Origin of the sequence: Serratia quinivorans (assembly GCF_052113645.1) — a bacterium.
Lineage (GTDB): Bacteria > Pseudomonadota > Gammaproteobacteria > Enterobacterales > Enterobacteriaceae > Serratia > Serratia quinivorans_B.
Window position 1 is genome coordinate 893780 of record NZ_JBIEIU010000001.1, and the last position, 18536, is coordinate 912315.

The 18536-nt window shown below is 49.1% G+C and carries 14 protein-coding genes and 1 pseudogene; 6 read left to right on the top strand and 9 right to left on the bottom strand.

The genetic code is table 11. The features are described 5' to 3' along the window. Positions 1-78 precede the first annotated feature (78 nt). From ACGS9J_RS04125 to ACGS9J_RS04145, 5 genes are all read right to left on the bottom strand, one after another. Entirely contained in the window at positions 79-678 is a 600-nt protein-coding gene (locus ACGS9J_RS04125; protein WP_442229771.1) for a hypothetical protein, read from the bottom strand. A 35-nt stretch (positions 679-713) separates the two neighbouring features. After that, positions 714-1952 carry a hypothetical protein gene (locus ACGS9J_RS04130; RefSeq protein WP_442229772.1) on the bottom strand — a complete coding sequence of 413 codons (1239 nt, stop codon included), beginning with the start codon at positions 1950-1952 and terminating at the stop codon, positions 714-716. Next, positions 1949-3040, bottom strand: a complete 1092-nt coding sequence (locus tag ACGS9J_RS04135) for a hypothetical protein (RefSeq protein WP_284105937.1) — start codon at positions 3038-3040, stop codon at positions 1949-1951. Before ACGS9J_RS04135 ends, ACGS9J_RS04130 begins: the two co-directional genes overlap by 4 nt. Before the next feature lie 451 nt (positions 3041-3491). Beyond that, positions 3492-4445: an ArdC family protein gene (locus ACGS9J_RS04140; protein ID WP_442229773.1), complete on the bottom strand. Its 954-nt coding sequence runs from the start codon at positions 4443-4445 to the stop codon at positions 3492-3494. Beyond that, positions 4426-4665, bottom strand: coding sequence for a hypothetical protein (locus tag ACGS9J_RS04145; protein WP_442229774.1), 240 nt, complete (start codon positions 4663-4665; stop codon positions 4426-4428). Before ACGS9J_RS04145 ends, ACGS9J_RS04140 begins: the two co-directional genes overlap by 20 nt. Before the next feature lie 734 nt (positions 4666-5399). Between ACGS9J_RS04145 and ACGS9J_RS04150 the strand changes: the two genes are divergently transcribed. From ACGS9J_RS04150 to ACGS9J_RS04165, 4 genes are all read left to right on the top strand, one after another. After that, on the top strand, positions 5400-7484 hold the full coding sequence (locus ACGS9J_RS04150) for an ATP-dependent nuclease (RefSeq protein ID WP_284105935.1): 2085 nt from the start codon (positions 5400-5402) through the stop codon (positions 7482-7484). After that, complete coding sequence (locus ACGS9J_RS04155; protein WP_442229775.1) at positions 7481-9214, top strand: UvrD-helicase domain-containing protein; 1734 nt, start codon at positions 7481-7483, stop codon at positions 9212-9214. The genes ACGS9J_RS04150 and ACGS9J_RS04155 overlap by 4 nt, the downstream gene beginning before the upstream one ends. A 103-nt stretch (positions 9215-9317) precedes the next feature. Continuing rightward, a complete protein-coding gene (locus ACGS9J_RS04160; RefSeq protein WP_172741597.1) occupies positions 9318-10091 on the top strand; it encodes a Hachiman antiphage defense system protein HamA in 774 nt (257 codons plus the stop codon). Continuing rightward, positions 10078-13479, top strand: coding sequence for a DEAD/DEAH box helicase (locus tag ACGS9J_RS04165; RefSeq protein ID WP_442229776.1), 3402 nt, complete (start codon positions 10078-10080; stop codon positions 13477-13479). Before ACGS9J_RS04160 ends, ACGS9J_RS04165 begins: the two co-directional genes overlap by 14 nt. Positions 13480-13503: 24 nt before the next feature. Here the strand turns inward: ACGS9J_RS04165 and ACGS9J_RS04170 are convergent, their stop codons facing one another. Then, complete coding sequence (locus ACGS9J_RS04170) at positions 13504-13899, bottom strand: JAB domain-containing protein (protein ID WP_432803795.1); 396 nt, start codon at positions 13897-13899, stop codon at positions 13504-13506. Between the two features lie 362 nt (positions 13900-14261). On the opposite strand from ACGS9J_RS04170, the gene ACGS9J_RS04175 reads away from it, so the two are divergent. Next, positions 14262-15143, top strand: coding sequence for a hypothetical protein (locus tag ACGS9J_RS04175; protein WP_442229777.1), 882 nt, complete (start codon positions 14262-14264; stop codon positions 15141-15143). A 158-nt stretch (positions 15144-15301) separates the two neighbouring features. Here ACGS9J_RS04175 and ACGS9J_RS04180 read toward each other — a convergent pair. From ACGS9J_RS04180 to ACGS9J_RS04190, 3 genes and pseudogenes are all read right to left on the bottom strand, one after another. Then, positions 15302-15421 (bottom strand): annotated as a pseudogene (locus tag ACGS9J_RS04180) (CBASS cGAMP-activated phospholipase); the annotation flags it as partial. A 436-nt stretch (positions 15422-15857) separates the two neighbouring features. Further along, entirely contained in the window at positions 15858-16817 is a 960-nt protein-coding gene (locus ACGS9J_RS04185; protein ID WP_442229778.1) for a quinone oxidoreductase family protein, read from the bottom strand. 148 nt (positions 16818-16965) lie between these two features. After that, complete coding sequence (locus ACGS9J_RS04190) at positions 16966-17355, bottom strand: RidA family protein (protein WP_442229779.1); 390 nt, start codon at positions 17353-17355, stop codon at positions 16966-16968. 142 nt (positions 17356-17497) lie between these two features. Between ACGS9J_RS04190 and ACGS9J_RS04195 the strand changes: the two genes are divergently transcribed. Next, entirely contained in the window at positions 17498-18418 is a 921-nt protein-coding gene (locus tag ACGS9J_RS04195; protein WP_442229780.1) for a LysR substrate-binding domain-containing protein, read from the top strand. Positions 18419-18536: the final 118 nt, after the last annotated feature.

The following is an 18536-nucleotide window of genomic DNA, read 5'->3' on the forward strand; positions in this document are numbered from 1 at the left end:
TCTTTTTTAAAAAAGAAATCTTAGATATATACCCTTCTAACTGATTTAAAACCACCCTGATCCTTCAGGGTGGTTTCTTCATAGAACGCCAAATACAGATTCAATATCATCACCTTGAAACGTTATTCGACCTGACTCTGTCAATTCATAAACCTTACCGTCAATTTCAAAAATAGCGCTATCTACTTTTGCAAGTGATTTCATGAAATTTTCAGAATAAAAATCATATAAATCATTTGTTGAGCTTAATTTTGTTTTAGCATGGGTCTGGGGATTATATAGAATATTACTCAGTGTAGCGCTCTTTAACTTTCCCTTACGTATGTGCTTAATTTTTTCAATTGCATTCTTTAAATCTAATTTAAGCTGGCTTACATGACAGCCCTCTGGAATAAGACTGCGAACAATATCCGAAGCATACTTAATATTTCTAGGAGGATTCAAAAACACTATTGAATTTTTAGAGTTATATCTTAAAATAAAGAAAAACTTATAATAAGTCACCTCTTGAATAGTACTCAAATCACCTACTGGCGTTTCAATTATTCTTTCAATTGTGTTTTTTTCAATATATTGAATTTTGCAATAATCAGGAAAATCATGGTGAATGACAAATCCAAATCCATCAGTATCATTATAGCTTTTTGAGTTAACTTTACTAATAGCTAAGTCTCTCATTAAGCATTCATCAGTGTGAAAGATCTTGACTTTTATCATTCTTCAGCCTCCGATTCTTCTTTCAGCATCTTAATTGGTGTTGATGTTTGCTTTGCAAGTTCTTCTATGATTAAATCATTTGCATTAAATATCCTATCCTCTAATGACTTAATGATTTGATCAAACTCATGAGGCTCAATCTTTTCTTTATCATCCCCTGAATATGAATATTGTTTATGGAGTATTCTTATTTTGATTTCACGACAAAAATGCTTGTCCTCGAATCCTATTTCAAAGGTAACAATTGGGTTGTTACTTAGAAAGGTGACTCGTGATTTCCACCTTATGAAGCTCCTATAGAAACCCTCATCACACAACTCCTCAATCTGCTTAGCGTCAACTAAAGAATGCCCATCATAGGATGCATTATTAAGTCTAAACACCCTATTGTGTTCATCTTTTTTATTTTCCTCACTTTTACTTATCATTCCTTGCGAGCTTTCGTCTTCTTCATCGCCATCGGGATCTGAGCTAAAATCCGAAGAAGGACTATTCAACTCATCTGTATCATCTTCAAATATGGTTTTTATTCTGCTTAACCTAACTTTCTCGAGACCAAAATAATTAAAACCATCGAGTGTAAACCTGTTGTCAAAGTCATAGAGATGCTTGGCGAACATATTTCTCAACGTCTGGTCTGAAATGTGCGCAAGGTCGACATGTTGTATATTAATTGCTTCTAAAACCTTGGCCTTATAATAATTGAGGATGTCATATAAGATATTTGTGATTTTTTTGGTTTGAGTAAACCGTACCGATGTGAAATTCTTGGATTTGATGAAGCTTATTTTTCCTGAATTTAATTTTTTTTGTTGAAATTTACCTCGCCTAAAATCATATTCTGTATACGTTACTTCAATTGTGTATGTACCTAAGCCACCGCTATGAGTGATGCTTTCTTCTCTAAATTTATAGTTTCTTTCTGATTTGACATTCTCTACTACTTCATAGAGATTATTAACATCAAAACCTTCATAAATACGTAGAATTGAATATATTTCATGATTCGTATTTGTTGCCAATCGATCCTGAATTGATACAACATGAGAATATGAGAACGGGAGCTCCGACACTTTTTCTATCAATGTATCTCTTTCAAGATTTGATGAAAACAAAACCCCACGATTAAATGCAATTTCACGGATAGAGTTATCTGAAAGCTTAACTTTATTCGACTGCAGAGCAGTATATATGTCGCTATCAGTTGAGAATATTGTTGCTTGATACTTATTCATTTCGACTCTCCAGAAAAATCACAAATTTTCTTAACATCTTTACTAATTACTCTAAATGGGAATATACTGGAGGTTGTAATGTCAATTGATATGCTATGTAATTGTTCTCTTAGCCGATTCAATTTATCAAGAGTAAAGGAATAAAGATTAGAATAAGTCGTGATTGCATCCCTCAGAAATACAGAGGAAAATGAACTAAAAGGTGTAACAATAAAAATCTTATCGAACTGGTTTAATAATTGATAGTTAAATATATATTCAATTAAGAAAACAAATTGCTCCTCTTTGGTTATATCTTCTTTCCAATAAATATTTAATATTTTTTTGGTGGTTTTATTACCACTTTGATCACGAATGAAATCATGATTGTATTGAAAAAAAATCATCCCTGACGTAATCATTTCTAAAGTTGCTGGTAATAACCTATCTTTAGATGCGAATTTGTTATGCTTGTCAGGATAAAAAAAGCTGCAATTATCCCATGCAGGAATTTTCTCCCATAGTATCTCGGTCAACTGTCCATTATAATCCTCATAATTTCTTCGCTTCGCTATGTCCTCAGTTACGCTTAATAAAAACCTGATTGTGATTGGATCTAAAATAAATAGGCAAGAGTTAGTGGGGAATTTAATCTCTGAGTTTAGAATGTTTGATAGTTTATTAAGCAACTCTTTATCATATTCATTATCATGGTTATATATAAAAAGCATACCATGGACTTGAAATTTTTCAGTAATCTCATTCAGAAATAATCTTTTCCACTCAGGGTTTCTAACACTACAATCTACCTGTTGGGCTAAGCTTTTTATTGTAGATTGTATCTTCCCATATTGAGAGTCTGTAATAGTCTTATTTGAATAAGACTTAAGATCAGTCTGAATGTATTGATATATATCACTATATGGATCTTTATAGAAGAACACGACATCAGTAGGGTGTGTTTTTTCTGTTTGGTTATGTTTTAGATGCGAGTCTAAACAGCACGGCCAATTAAGATCAGTATGTTTACTAACCTCCCATTTTAATTCCCGAAAAATTTTATTGGAAATAATTCCAGCAACTGCATCAATATTTTTAGTTTCAGCCACGACAAAATCCCAATTTGCTTATGGTTCATACATCTTTACACCATCATCAGTAAATTTCCACAGGCTGAAGAAACAAGTCATCACTTTTCTCATTTACTTTTGTTAACAGGCTGATATTAAAAGATTTTTTAGTTGCATTATTTCCTCCTTGCAGAAAATTTAATCTTAATTATTGGATGTGAAATGTCTTTCATTGCTCGCAATACGACAATACGAAGTCGCTACTTGCTCGTTGCCGACTGTCAGGCAGAATCGTGTTCTAACAGAGAAAATTGACAGATCTAGTTGAAGCAAATACATCTAAAGGAATGAGCGGGCTCTTTGCCGCCCGCCCTGCAGCCTGCGAATATTCCTGGCATCAAATACCAGGAATATTCGCAGGGGGAATTAAGCTTTACTCTGCCCACAGGCCTGAAAGGTTAAAGCCACGTTCCTTTGCAGCTTCTTCCCCTTACCCTAAGGCTTTTTCCATCAAATAACGATGCGCTTTTGATGCCGCACTAGCGGCTTTGAAAATAAATCGTTTGTCGTTCTTCAGTGCTTTCAACCAGGAAGCAATATAGCTTGCGTGCTGGACCTCTCCGACAATCCCAAGATCCGCCATCAGGAACACGCTTCCCAACTCGGCGATCAACTCCTCAAACGCATAATCCTCACTGCCAAATTTTCCTTTCATTTCACGGTTAAGACGTTTTTTACCCCCACACCAGTGAACCAGCTCATGCAGGCCGGTAGCGTAGAAATTAGCTGCATCTGAAAACAGACGGCGCTCCGGTAGCCAGACTTCATCAGTTGTCGATCGGAAAAAGGCATTTTGTCCTTTCTCGATGATGTTTGCACCGCTCTTCCGGAACAGATTTTCAGCCTGCAGCATCGGGTCAAAGGTTGCTTCCGAGCTGACCGTTTCCGTCGTCTGGGGCAAACCGTCGATTTGCTGAACGTTAAACACGGTGAAAGTTTTCAGAATCGGGATATGTTCAACTTCTCCGGCATCGTTTTCCTTTTCGAGTGTGGTATGGAAAATAGCTGTTGTGCCACATTCACGCGTGCGAACCTGTCCACCTGCTGCCAGTGCCTGCTTGTAGGTCAACCAGCGTGAATCGCTGAACCCCTGTTTTGATGCACTGCTCCACAGCAACAGGATATTCATGCCACTGTAGGCTACGCCGGTGGCGTAATTAGATGGCAATCCAGACATGCCGGATACACGCTGCCACGGGCAGGACCAGGGTTTAACACCGGCTTCCAGCGCTGCAATGATGTTGTCGGTAAAGGTGTGATAAATATCCTTTCTGGTTTTAGAACATTTCGTTTTTGAGGAGCCTGACGGGTCCAGCGGGGATGCGCTGGTCGCCGCTGCGGTGTTAGAGGCGCTTGTCCAGGAATTATGCAGGGAAATTGTCATGGTTTTTCTCCGTCAGTATGTGATTTTTGTCTTCGTATCGCCTGACGGTTCGCTTTTCCGGCATCATTCTGTCCTGCAAGGGCGCAGAATGCGTGCCATTTTTAGGCGTACGGCTTTCGTGGGGCGCTTCCGCAAAGATGGACGGGGCCACGCGGTGAATCTGGTCATCGGACAGCGGGAAATCGCTGCGCTGCACCGGGGAACGGGATGCGAGTTGCATGATCTTTCTCCTGACGAAAAGGGTTTGCTGTTCAAACCGCACACCGGATTCCTAGATTCGGAGCCCAGCCTTTCGGCTGTTCGGTGCGGTTGGCACGAGGAACCCGGTTGGCCCTGTTGCCACCGTCTTTCCTTAGTTCATCGCCCGCGACGGTCAGGAGCCCACGGACGTGGGCCGTCAAGGAGGAAAGCGTCAGGGTGGTGCGGCCCGCAGGCGCAGCCGAGGACTCGGCCTGACGTGCCTTGACGGCACGCGGCCACGGGCTACAGTCGCGAGCAAGGTGATGGAGTCAGGAGATACGGCTGGACATGGCAACGGCCGCCGCGATGTGCAGATCGCACGTAAGTGAAGCACGCAGGCCCGAAGCTGAAAGCCCGGCCGTAAGCGTCAGGGATGTGGAAGGAAGGCGAATGCCAGTCCCTTCAGGGATGAGCGAGCAGCGAACCTGGAGCAGCGTGGTCAACGAAGCGGAGACGCAAGGAAGTATTTCGTTTATTATCTATTTGTAAAATTGTATTTTTCGGCAGGTACGGAAGCTCGTTCGACTAATTCGCATGATTGACAACGGACTCAGATGTGCCAGCCCTACATCCGTCAATAAATGACTGCTTTGAAAGGATATATTGGTGATGATGTAGTTGGCGATGAATCTAATAAAGTATGTCCATGCGATCCAAATGCTCAGAATCGGCAAATGTTATCTAATTAATAATTGATGCGAAGATGGGGGAAAAATGAGAATTGAGAAAGTAAAGGTCGAAGGTTTCCGACTCCTCCAGGATGTTGAGATCATGCTGGAAGATAGCTCGACTGTGGTAGTCGGTCGAAACAATAGCGGAAAGACTTCTCTCACCGATGTCTTCGATCGCTTCATTGGCCAAAGCGGAGCTCGCTTCCGGCTGGAGGACTTCTCCGCAGCTTCACGGACAAAATTCTTCGAAGCGAAAAAACTAAGGGAAAGTGGAGCAAAACCTGAAGATGTGCTGGCAGCATTTCCAATGATCGCCCTCACGCTGACATTCACGTACGACGCCGCCGCACCCAATCTAGGCCCCCTGGCTCCATTTGTCATCGACTTGGATGTCGCATGCACAAAGGCATTGGTGCGTGTGGAGTATAAGCCGATCTTAGAAACGCTCCCTATCCTGTTCGACATCGCTGCGCCCGCGGAAGGCGTAGATAAAAACGCTCATTTCCTCAGATCATTGCGCGACACGATTCCCAAGGCATATTCCATAAACGTCAGCGCCATTGATCCGACGGATCAAACCAATCGACGTGTTTTTGAAGGAGTCTCTGCTCTTTCGTCTCTCGTCCAATGTAATTTTGTCCGAGCACAGCGCACCCTCGACCACGCAAGCCAAGGCGACGCTGACGTGATCGGAAAATTGCTGAGCACGCTTTTCAAGACAGCCTCGGCCCCAACAGCCGCCGCCGCCGATCAAGAACTGGCAGCGAAGCTGAAGACTTCCGTGGAAGAGATCGAACGCGGCGTTCAAGGGGACTTTGACGCAATGCTTAAGAAGCTCCTTCCGACGATGGAGGTTCTGGGCTTCCCGAGTCTCAATGACGCCGAGCTAAGGCCAGAAACATCGCTCAACGTCGAGGCACTTCTGTCGGACCACACAAGGGTGGTATACGCGGGCGCAGACGGAGTTCACCTTCCCGAAGGCTACAACGGTCTAGGGACGCGAAATCTCATTTATATGCTCTTGCAGCTGGAGAGCTACCACAAGATCTATCGCGCAAAGCCAACCCGCCCCGTCACGCACCTAATTTTCATCGAAGAACCAGAAGCTCACCTGCATCCTCAGATGCAAGAAGTGTTCATCAATCAACTGAACATCGCAATCAAAAAACTCTCTGCCACGTATCCGGACGAGCCCACGTGGAAAGTACAGTTTTTGATCACGACACATTCACCGCACGTGGCGAATGCCGCCTCATTCGAGGCCGTACGTTATTTCTTAAACGAGGCACCCAAAACGCCGAATGTGCGGCGAACTAAGGTCAAGGACTTCAAGAAGGGGATGGCAAATATATCGGCTGATGACCAGGACTTCCTCCATCAATACATGACGTTAACCAAGTGTGACCTCTACTTTGCCGATAAGGCAATTATGGTAGAGGGGACCACTGAGCGACTTCTGATGCCGCGACTGTGCGGTCTCGTGGACAAGTCATTGGACGACAAACACAAGCTGGCCAGGCAGTACGTAACCTGCGTTGAGGTCGGTGGTGCGTATTCTCATATCTTTTACCCCTTGCTGGACTTCCTTGAACTCAAGACGCTAGTTGTCACGGATTTGGATTCCACCAAACCAATTGAGAAAGAGAACAAGAAGGGAAAAGTTATTACTACGTGGGAGAAGTGCCCTGTAGCTGAAGGTCAGCGCACATCAAATGCCGCAATCAAGGATTGGTTCCGCCCACCCAACACCAAGGATGCAGACGGCTGGCAGATCTCGCCGGGTGAGTTGCTTGTAAAATCTGCAAAAGAAAAGATCAGTGGTTGCCGCCGCATCGCGTATCAGATTCCCGAGGTCCCCGAAGCAGCCTGCTGCGCGCGAAGTTATGAAGACGCGCTCGTCCTCGCCAACCCGGATCGATTCGAATGGCCTAAAGAGCAAGACGAGGCCACCGAAGCATGGGACATCGCAAAGGGGCTCGCGAAAGCAGATACCGCTTTGCGGTTCGCGATTCGCGAAAAGGAGTGGAAGGTGCCGCGATATATCGAGGAAGGTCTCGTGTGGCTATCCGAGCCGCCACCACCTCCAGAACAAGCCCTAGAAGTGAAAAACGCCTTGGTGGTCGCATGACAGGCCAAGTTAAAAATCCCGCTCTTGAGGCAGCGCAACAGGCTCAGAGGAAAATCAACGAAGCCCTTGACGCAGGCCGCAGCTTTAGGCTCGAAGCCGGCGCAGGTGCAGGCAAGACCTATTCTCTGGTCACGGCGCTAAAAAGGCTGATCGCGGAGCGCGGGTCTGCGCTTGTTCAATCCGGACAAAAAGTAGCCTGCATCACCTTCACTGAGGTGGCTCGGAATGAGATCGCGCAGGAAATTGAGGAACATCCCGCAATCCTAGTCGACACAATCCATGGGTTCTCCTGGACTTTTTTACGCCAGTTTCAGAAAGCTCTGAGAGACAGCCTGGCTGAGATGGAGGAGCGAAAGGAGAAGATCGAGCAAGGCGGCGGAGTCGATACAAAACCAGTGGTCTACGACTTCGGCTTTTTCGGGGTCGATGCAGACAAGATAACGCTTAGCCACGACGATATCCCAGAGCTGATGGCGAAGCTCCTATACCAAGAGAAATTCAGGCGCATCTTAAGTCAGCAGTTTCCAGTGATTTTCATTGATGAGTATCAGGACACGCATCGCCAGTTCATGGAGTCAATCACGGACAACTTTCTGAGGCCCGCAACCGGTCCTCTTGTGGGACTCTTTGGAGATCACTGGCAAACCATTTATCGAAGTGAGTATGAGCTGGCGCAGTATCCCATCGAAGAGATCGCCAAAGGCTCAAACTTCCGGTCTGTGCCAGCCATCGTAGACGTACTAAACAACCTGCGCCCTGAATTACAGCAGTCTGTTCATGACCCGGAAGCAAAGGGAGAAGCAAGATTCTTTCACACCAATTCCTACCGTGGCGATCGGACAAGTGACAGGCATTCCAAAGGGGATCTACCACCAGACTTGGCGCGAAAAAGCCGAGAAGCGTTGACGCAGCGCCTTCTGGCCGAAGGATGGGACATAAGCAAAACGAAGGTACTTATGCTCACTCACAACGTCTTGGCTGCGGAGCAAGGCTATCCAAATATCGCACAGATCTTTAGCGGGCGCACCGACCTTTTCGCGAAAAAAGAAGATCCTACGATCAAGTTCTTCGCCGAAGTTGTCGAGCCGATGTGCGCGGCTTATGTCTCTTCGCGCTATGGAGAAATGTTCAAAATACTTGGTTCTGGTCCCGCGATTGTCAAACACGAGGACAAGGCGAATTGGCGTCGGGATATGGATGCTCTCCAGAAGCTACGGGCAGAGGGCACGATCGGCCAAGTTGTCGATTTTTTGCGATCAACTAGGCGACCATCCCCCCCCGACCGCGTCCTGCGGCGTGAGGACGAGCTTAAAGCACTAGATGGCACCCCAATCCCCGAGGAGTCTTCCTCGCTGCAACGTTACAGTAAGCTTCGGGACGTTCCATATTGGGAAGTCATCGAGGTAGTCAAGTTCATTGAGAAGCAAACCTCCTTTGCAACACAGCACAGCGTCAAAGGCGCCGAGTTTGAAAACGTCCTAGTCGTATTGGGCGGCGGCTGGAATCACTATAACTGGCCACAACTTCTTGAATTGATTAACACAAAGGCGTTGAATGCTAAGAACACTAAGGGCTTCTACCGCGCCCGCAATCTCTTTTACGTGTCCATATCTCGCCCGATGACCCGTCTCGCTGTGCTTGCGACCCAAACCCTTCCTGCCCCCGCGCTCCAAGCAGTCAACCATCTATTCGGGGCCGGTAACGTCGAAGAACTTAAAGTGATGACGTGAGGCAACTTTTGGGTTGGAAGAAAATTGCAGCTTGCGGCCGTCGCACTGAGGGTTTAATCCACCTCTCTCAGAAAGACCTGGCATAAGAATACGGAGCTTTTGAATGCTATATCCACGTTGGTGCGACAGAACTATCCAAGAGCAAGACAACAAGCAGCTATGGCGCTTGTCCGAACGCGATGGAGGAAGGGCTGCTATCGAAGCTACCCTAACCACTCGGATCCGAGCTCACTACGACAATTTGGACGAAATAGCTGAAGACGTCCGTGAGTTGGGATATCCAGGCGCGGCTGCAATTTTGGCTGAGCGCATGCCGCGCTCCACTCGAGCACGTTCGGGAGAGCTTGGCGAGATCCTCGCGACCGAGTTGGTCGAAGAACATCTTGAATTCGAGGTTCCGATCCGTCGCCTGCGATACAAGGATGGTCGAGAGATGGCGCTGCGCGGCGACGATTTCGTCGGTCTAAAGCTCGATGACCAACAAAATTTGCACTACTTAAAAGGCGAGTCTAAGAGTCGTGCAAACCTTGCCAACGCCACCATCTCTGAGGCGCGAAAAGCACTGTCCAGAGACGATGGCAGACCTACGGCAACATCCCTTCTCTTCGTCGCGGATCGACTCATGGAGGGTGAAGGCGAACGACGGCAGATGGGTAGACGGATTCGTAATGAAGTCGCCAGTCGAGCTGCGCCCCAAGGGCGAACCAGTCACATGCTGTTCACCTTGTCGGGCAACGCCACGCCTCAGGCACTGTACGACGATCTCGCAGCGGCGGATCTGGTTCGTCCCCATCTTTCTGCAAATTTGCGCATAGAAGACCATCAGGCCTTCATTCTGGCCTGCTACGAGAGGGCTCTGGCACTTGGAAACGACTGAAGAACTGACTGCATTCCTGCTCGACATCACACAAGACGGATATCGAGGTCGCCTGCAGGCCCGGGGTCAAGCAAGGGCTCTTATTCGCCATGAAGGAAACTTGCCACCAGACGCTCCAGCCTTCAGCGAAGGGATCGACTCCGATCTTGCGGACTATGGCTTCTCAGTACTACGTGCTTCCTTGGCGCTACGCGAGCTTGGAGGCGATGCAGTGACTTGGCGAAAAGGCTTCGTACAGGCAGGTGGGGCCTTTGAGGCATTGGTTCAGAACGGGTCACAGGCCGACGCATCTCGAGGGTTCTATCGAACAGTGGGGGCTGCTTCCTATCACTTGGCCAACTACTCTGCGCTGGCATTTTCGCTTCTGTCGCAATTACAGGCCGATCAGAATCGTTCGCCTGCCGAGGATGCGCTCGCGCTCCTAATCGTGCGTGATCTTCAAGGCCTGGTTCGACGTGCGAGGGAGTGGCTTAGCAGCCCAGCGAACCGAGATGAGGGAATCGCCAGAGCTGCGGCCGAGGGAGCGCTTGACCCGGACGATATCGTTTCGCGTGTAGCGACGTCGACAATGTTCAGAGCATTGGTGTTCTTTGAGTTTGCCCTTCAAACCGGCCAAGAGTCCCTCGTTGTAGAAGCTCGCAACCTGCTGAAACGGGCGATTTCGTTGACCGGAGCGGCCAGCGCGGTGTCACTCTGGTGGATTCTTCGAATCACCGTGAACCTGATAGATGATCTTTGGGCAAGCAGTCTGCACAAGGTTCTGCCCTCCGAAGGGCCACCTGGCTCGCAAGACTACGCACAACTTCGGAAGCTTTTTGTCTCTGAGTTGTACTGCAGGAGGTCATCTGAGGTCGAATTGTGGCCTTCTCAACTTCTGGCGGCACAGCGAGCCGTCGATATCTCCGACGACCTAGTGGTCGCGCTCCCCACGAGCGCGGGCAAGACGCGGATTGCAGAGATCGCTGCGTTGATGGCCCTGGCGTGTGGTAAACGCGTTTTGATAGTCACGCCACTCAGGGCTCTGTCCGCTCAGACCGAGCGCTCCTTCCGCAAGACATTCACACCTCTTGGATTTTCCGTCTCGTCGCTGTATGGAAGCAGCGGTGTAGCAGGAAATGACGAGGATGCGCTGCGGGAACAGAACATCGTCATAGCCACCCCAGAAAAGTTGGATTTTGCTTTGCGGAACGACCCCGACATCATCAATGATATCGGCTTGATCGTCCTAGACGAAGGACATCTGATTGGTCCAAGTGAACGCGAGATCCGCTATGAGAATCTGGTGCAACGGTTGCTGCGGCGCACTGATCATGGCGACCGACGGATCGTTTGTCTTTCGGCAATTCTGCCGGCAGGCGATCAGCTCAACGATCTGACTGCGTGGATTCGCAGTGATGCGCCTGGCGATCCGATCCAGTCCAGTTGGCGCCCTACGCGTCAGCGCTTTGGCACTCTGTCTTGGCTCGGAAATTCTGCGCGGCTGAGCTTCGACCTTGAGCCAGATGGCCCTTTCATTCGACACTTTGTGCCAGAGGTCCCACCCATTCGCCCTCGTCGAACGGCGTTTCCAAAGGACAACAAGGAGCTAACTCTCGCAGCGGCATGGAAGTTCTCTGAGCAAGGAAAGAGAGCTCTCGTATTTTGCACCCAACGAGATCATGTTGAAGGATTTGCCGAGACTGCCCTGGACCTGCAGCGACGAGGCTTTCTGCCATCTCTGCTTGCCAACGCCCAAGAGGTTGAACGTGCCATGGCCGTAGGTAGGGAGTGGCTAGGCGCCGAACATCCTGCAGTACGCTGTCTTGCCATCGGCGTTGCGATTCATCATGGTCGTCTTCCCGGCCCCTTCCTGCGGGAAGTGGAGACACTACTTGCCGCAGGCGTTCTACGCGTTACCGTAGCATCACCCACCTTGGCGCAGGGACTGAACCTCAATGCAGCGGTACTCCTGATCCCAAATCTGTACAGGGCGGGCACTCTGATCACGGGTGAGGAGTTTGCCAACGTTGCGGGCCGCGCCGGGCGCGCATTCGTGGATCTCGAAGGACTCGTGATCCACGTAATGCATCAGCCAGAAAATTGGCGCCACCAGCGATGGAGAGAGTTGGTCACGTCGGCCAAGGCTCGGTCACTCTCAAGCGGCATCATTGTCGTGGTCAACGAGGTCATACGGCGCCTCGCGACGTCGGGTGTTTTTGCGCGTGGGGATGCCATGGACTACCTGTCTAGCACGCAAGATGCTTGGTTCCCGGACGCTGTAGATGGTGAGATGGAGTCAGACTCAATGGAGAGCCTCATCGAGCGGTTGGATACAACCGTCCTTGGGCTCGTCGAAGCGCTTGACGCGCAAAGTGCGGATCTACCAAGGCTGCTCGATGAAGCCCTTGCGGGTTCACTTTGGGCAAGGCAAATCGCTCACCTTGAAGGCGTCGAAAAGCAGAAGCAAGTGTGGATTCTCCTCAGTAGAGCACAGCTCATTTGGAACAAAACAACGGTCGAGCAACGCAAAGGTCAGTTCGCGATGGGAGTGGGCCTAGAATCGGGCCTTGCCATCGACGCGTTGGCTGTCGAGCTGACTGAGCTTCTTGACCGTGGCGATGCAGCCGCCCTCGCCAGTGACGCAGATGCCCTGATCACTGCTCTCATTGGAATGGGAGAGCGGCTTCTTGCGATCCGTCCCTTCGTTCCAGATGACCCACTGCCGGCGAACTGGAGAGACTTGCTGGGAGCTTGGGTGCGAGGGCAAGACGTAGCGACCATCGGCCAAGAGGGAATGCGCTTCGTGGACGACGCATTTGTCTATCGCCTGGTCTGGGCGATTGAAGCCATCCGGATGAATCGGCGCATCAATGGAGGCGAATCAGAACTACCCGTCGAAGGAGCTGCTGCCGCCTGCCTGGAAGCTGGACTACCGTCCAACGCCATGGCCATGCTTGTTCGGGCCGGACTGCCCTCGCGGGTGGCCGCCAAGACAGCCGTGGAGCAGCTCGCGCCCGGCTTCACGAATCGCGCGGAAATGAAAACCTGGTTACGATCGGAAGAAGTAGCAGGCTTCGACCATGTTCCTGGATGGCCCACGCTTGAGACTCATGCAATCTGGCAGCAGTTTCGGCACGACGTTGTGTCAAGCGTAGATGGCAGGTGGGCGTCGCAGGAGTGGACGATGCAATGGGCTACAGACTCAACTGTGCCTCTGCGTATTGAAGTTGATCCGCAAGATGGACAAGTGTCGATCGCGACGCCAGATTTTTCACAGCTCACAACAATCAGACAGAGGCTTCAGGCGGAACTACCGAGCCTGCTGGAAGTCGAATCTCTACAGAGCGGAACAAGTGTCACCATCCGCCGTATTGGAAAAGGCGAGGCGCGTTGGGTGGATAAGGACTGATAGCTTTTTTGTGTAGATGGTACGTCAAATCAGCCACTGCTCCGAAAACGACACGGAGCCTGCTCCGGCCACAATGACCTGATCCAGCATACGCACCTCAACTAGCCCCAGCGCTTCCTTGAGCCGCTGTGTCAGCATCTTGCCCGCCTGTGACGGCTCAAGATTCCCGCTCGGATGGTTGTGCAAGAGGATGACCGCCGCCGCATTGAGCCGCAGGGCTTCCTTGACCACTTCACGCGGATACACCGATGCACTGTCGATGGTGCCGTGAAACATCTCCCGGTACTCGATCAGCCGGTGGCGCGTATCCAGAAACAGCACCGCAAAGACTTCATGCTCAAAGCCTGCCAGCTTGTTGCGCAGGTATTCCTTGACCAGCGCCGTGGAACTAAAACGGGTGTACTTAAACTCTGACAACAAAAGATCTGTATGAGCAAGATAGATTGCATGTACAGCATAGGTGGTCAGTTTGGGGGGCTTGACAGGAAGGGATTTGCGATTTAGCTTAATTATCAGCCAATTAATGGCCAAGGCGATCCCAGTCAAGGAGCCATATTTAGAAGAGTCCGCTTAAGGATACTTAAGCAGGATTTTTTGCTGTTCTGCGTTCTGTATACCGGTTAACAAGACGATACCCCTATCTCACTCTTGGTAAAATGGCGGACATCAGTGACCAATCATTGCTTTTGTCTCAACACCACAATGTTAAGATCATTGGCGAAAATTTAAGTATTCCCCTCTTATCTAAAGTTTTTTATGTTTTACAGACATGGAGTCACTGTATGATGCAAAAACATTTTGACATTGTTCAGTCTATTATCGGTAACTGCTTTATGAACAATATGGCAAACAATAGATTTTTATACAGCAAGACGAATGGTAGCTCAACTACAAAATACCCATTAAACTGCATAGGTTTTTTCTCATGGAATAGCAATTTGCAAAATAATTACACAAAATTTGTCTTATTTCCTATTTTCTTTGATTATCTTGATAGCTATGTTGATCTTCGTTTTGACTGTGTCAACGAAAGCTTCAACAAAAAAATCCTCATTCTCGAATCCAATATTGATAAGGATTCAATTGATGATTTGTTTCTTCATACTCTGTACAAAATGTGTTCTCAGATTAGAAATAAAATGCTTCACCATCGGCTCAACTATAACGGTGCCGAAGTGACAGCCAGCGAGACCACTGTCACCATTCCGCAGTTCAGAATTATCAATGAACTGATTTACCAATATGTAAAATTCTTGAAGACCGGTAATTCACTCTTTGAAAAAAACGCTCTCTATTCCGGGTTAATTGATATTCTTAAAAAAAATAACGATAGTGAACATGAGTTTGTTCAACGAGTAGAGTTGATGTCCGACTACTTGTTCATAACCCCCTATGAAGCTCGCGATTTGCACACTATCAACGCCCCCATGACTTCCACTGACCTCATTATCGATCGAGTCTCTTATCCTGCAAAATGTTTCTACGATGACAATGAAATATTTAAGGAAAAATATCCAGATCCTGAAGAAAAAATCATCATTGGAAATCGTTATTATTTTTTCCAAATGGAAGACAAATTTTATTTAGTACCTTCGGAAGCGGTAAACCATCGCAAAAAGATCACTTTCGGTGAGATTGATGTCTGGGAGTTTCAAACACAGTAACCTTTCTACAGGCCCGATGCACGAGTGTATCGGGTACTTCAGCGTGAGCCAGTGCATCCGGGTTATGCTCGCAGGAAGAGATACAAAGAGTGCAGTCGGTGAAAATGTTGAAACAAAGCATCACCTATTACGATACATACACTGACTTTATGAGTAACATCAGGAAAATCAAACTTCATGTCCCTGAAAACTTCCAGCAGACCGATATAGCTGGGGTTGTTAGCGACCAAACCACTATCCGCAAAATAAGTGCGGAGATCTTCACAATAGGTTGGTGATTTGTTTTGATTTGGTGATTGATCAGATCGCACAATCCGGGCTGGGTTCCCTCAAAGTGATCTACTATTCCGCGCAGCTATTTAGTCGATGTTGAGCAGGTCATTAATATGCGGCGTTCATGGTCAGAGAAACCAACTCGATAGCCGACTGGCGAGAGGCCATTTTATGCTCTGTTGCACTTCAGCACTTGGTGGTCATTCTGGTGGTCTTGACAACAAGAACTTTCAGGTTTAGCTTATTTATTAGCCAGTTACTGGCAAAGGCGATCCCAGTCAGAGGAGCCATATTAGAGAAGCCCGCTTAAGGAAACTTAAGCGGGCTTTTTGCTTTTCATAAACCTGAACGAACTACCGTATGATTTCAATTCAACGGGTTAGCGTGAATAGTCTTCGCAGTGCATTTTTCATTCCTCTTACGCATCGGCAAGAACGCGCCTCATGGCTTCATAACGATGCGGCCAAGCGGTTTCGCTGTCTCGGCGAATTCGTGGGCCTCGGCAGCGTTGGCCAGGGGGAAGATGCGGTCAATGACAACCCTGATGCGCCCTGCTGCTACAGCCTGCAACATGTCGTCCACACTTGCCCGAACTCCGGGCCTTTCAAAAAGGGGTCCCATGAATACCCCCATGAGTGTCTGGTTAGACTGCATTGGCGGCCACAAGTCGACAGTCAGGCTGCCACCGCCCGCATTACCGACGAAGACGAGACGCCCTTCCGGAGCGAGTGCAGAAAGCGAAGCAGGCAACGTCGTCCCCACCGGATCGATGACGAGGTCAACACCGGTGCCATGGGTGTACTGTCGGACACTGTCCACGACGTTATTCTCGGCACGATCCACAACATGATCGGCACCAAGTTCAAGCAACCGGCTTCTTCGCTGCGTTCCGCTTGCCACGGCGATGACCCTCGCGCCTGCTTGTGAGGCAAGCTGAACGGCCGCGAGCCCCACGCCACCAGCGGCTGCCTGAATAAGGACGGTTTCTCCGTGCCGGAGCATGCCTCGTGTGAAAAGGCAATGATGCGCGGTTCCAAAAGAAATCGGTAACACCGCCGCTTCTGCCGTATCCACCCCATCGGGTATAAGCCAGGTTCGTTCCGCGGGCACAGCCCAACGTTCCGCATGTGATCCCTGCATGTTAAAAGCAGCGACTCTGTCCCCAACCGTACGGCTACGGACTTTCGATCCGACTGCAACAACTGTGCCCGCGGCCGCGTAGCCGACGATCCATGAAGGACGAGGCGGCGGAGTTGAACGGCGGTTGATCAGATCTCCACCTTCAATCGAGATAGCCTCGACAGAAATCAGGATGTCGTCAGGTCCTGTGACCGGATCTGGGATATCGACATATTTCAGGACGCCGGGAGCGCCTTCCACGTCATAAACCGCTGCTTTCATAAATTTTCCTCTGTCTCATCAGTCAATCCAGACCCGTTTGGCAAACCAACCCGATCCGGCATATAGCACGTCAGAAATCTCTCTGTTGCCTCTACAGGCAGCGCGGCTGCTCTGTTGAAGTTTCGACGGGCGGAAAGACCCGTAACGCTTAGGGCAGCCTGGCAATCACCTTAATCTCAAACTTGAATCCGTAAAGCCACGTCACGCCGATCCCGGTCAACGTAGGGTAAGGCGCTTCCCCCCAATATTCTGGCAGGATGCTCCAGATAGCGTCGAGGTTTGACTCGGGATCGACGACAAAGAGGGTAACGTCAACCACGTCACCGAACGTGCAGCCCGCAGCCATGAGAACTGCATTAAGGTTATCGAATGCCAACCTGATCTGCTCTTTAAGATCCGGTTCAGGCGAACCATCCTCTCGGCTACCCACCTGTCCCGAAACAAACAAGAAGCCGTTAGATTTGATGGCCGGTGAATAGCGATTGCGCTCATAGAGCGCCTGCCGACCGAAGGGAAAAACTGCTTCGCGTGCTGTCATGTTTGTACCATTTGCAATGGGGCGAAATCTGCCCGGTGAATATAAGGACACTTTACAGGTGCCAGATCGGGCGGATAAACAAGCGACTTTGTCCATCATTGTTTGTAAAATCCAAACAATCGGTGAAAAGAGAGGATAAGGAATGGATCGTTTCGATGCGATGCGCGCCTTTGCTCGCGTGGTGGAGGCAGGTAGCTTCACCAAGGCTGCCCAAACGCTTCATATGAGCAAAACCACGGTGACGCAACTCATTCAGCAGTTGGAAGCGCGCCTGCGTGTCAAGTTACTCCATCGCACCACCCGCAAGCTTGGTGTCACTCCTGATGGAGCGGCCTACTACGAGCGCGTCATCCACCTGCTGGCGGACATGGAGGATGCTGAAAACTGCCTGTCCAGTGCGGCGCTGACGCCCAGAGGACGGCTACGGGTGGATGTGCCCAGTTCGTTGGCCCGCCTTGTGCTGGTACCGGCACTACCGGTTTTCCACGCTCGCTACCCTGATATCCAGTTCGACATGGGCGTGAGCGACCGGGTGGTGGATCTGATCGGCGACAATGTGGATTGCGTCCTGCGCGGTGGCGAAATCAACGACCAGTCCCTGATCGCACGCCATGTCGGCGATTTGCAAATCGGCGTCTACGTCGCACCGAGTTATGTGGAACGCCTTGGTACCCCTGCGCATCCGCGAGAGCTGGAAAACACTGACCATCGCATCGTGGGATTCTTGTCCTCACGCACCGGCAAGATTGATTCTTTGGTACTGCACTGTGAGAGTGAACATATTGAAATCAAGAGCAGCTATGTGCTTGCCGTGGATGATGGCAATGCTTATCTCGAAGCTGGGTTAGCTGGGTTAGGCGTGATTACGCTGCCAGTCTATATGGCGGCAGCACATCAGGCTTGTGGTTCCTTGATTCCGCTATTTGAACCTTGGCGTATTAATCCCATGCCCCTGTACCTGGCATTTCCGCCGAACCGCCATATCAACGCCAAACTGCGAGTTTTTATTGATTGGATCGTTGAATTGATGCAGCAGCATGTCCCCAACTCCAACAATAAGTAACTACATCCCAGCCCCCTGATTCGCTCATCAGCGTCGCTTGGTGCTCTGACAGGATCGGAATTCAGGTTTGAAGCCCGCTTAAGGAAACTTAAACGGGCTTTTTGCATTTGGGGTTGAG

What these genes read in the sequence shown, in the direction of transcription:
- ACGS9J_RS04125 (WP_442229771.1), bottom strand. Translation starts at nt 678, where the DNA reads ATGAGAGACTTAGCTATTAGTAAAGTTAACTCAAAAAGCTATAATGAT.
- ACGS9J_RS04130 (WP_442229772.1), bottom strand. Translation starts at nt 1,952, where the DNA reads ATGAATAAGTATCAAGCAACAATATTCTCAACTGATAGCGACATATAT.
- ACGS9J_RS04140 (WP_442229773.1), bottom strand. Translation starts at nt 4,445, where the DNA reads ATGACAATTTCCCTGCATAATTCCTGGACAAGCGCCTCTAACACCGCA.
- ACGS9J_RS04145 (WP_442229774.1), bottom strand. Translation starts at nt 4,665, where the DNA reads ATGCAACTCGCATCCCGTTCCCCGGTGCAGCGCAGCGATTTCCCGCTG.
- ACGS9J_RS04150 (WP_284105935.1), top strand. Translation starts at nt 5,400, where the DNA reads ATGAGAATTGAGAAAGTAAAGGTCGAAGGTTTCCGACTCCTCCAGGAT.
- ACGS9J_RS04155 (WP_442229775.1), top strand. Translation starts at nt 7,481, where the DNA reads ATGACAGGCCAAGTTAAAAATCCCGCTCTTGAGGCAGCGCAACAGGCT.
- ACGS9J_RS04160 (WP_172741597.1), top strand. Translation starts at nt 9,318, where the DNA reads ATGCTATATCCACGTTGGTGCGACAGAACTATCCAAGAGCAAGACAAC.
- ACGS9J_RS04175 (WP_442229777.1), top strand. Translation starts at nt 14,262, where the DNA reads ATGATGCAAAAACATTTTGACATTGTTCAGTCTATTATCGGTAACTGC.
- ACGS9J_RS04185 (WP_442229778.1), bottom strand. Translation starts at nt 16,817, where the DNA reads ATGAAAGCAGCGGTTTATGACGTGGAAGGCGCTCCCGGCGTCCTGAAA.
- ACGS9J_RS04190 (WP_442229779.1), bottom strand. Translation starts at nt 17,355, where the DNA reads ATGACAGCACGCGAAGCAGTTTTTCCCTTCGGTCGGCAGGCGCTCTAT.
- ACGS9J_RS04195 (WP_442229780.1), top strand. Translation starts at nt 17,498, where the DNA reads ATGGATCGTTTCGATGCGATGCGCGCCTTTGCTCGCGTGGTGGAGGCA.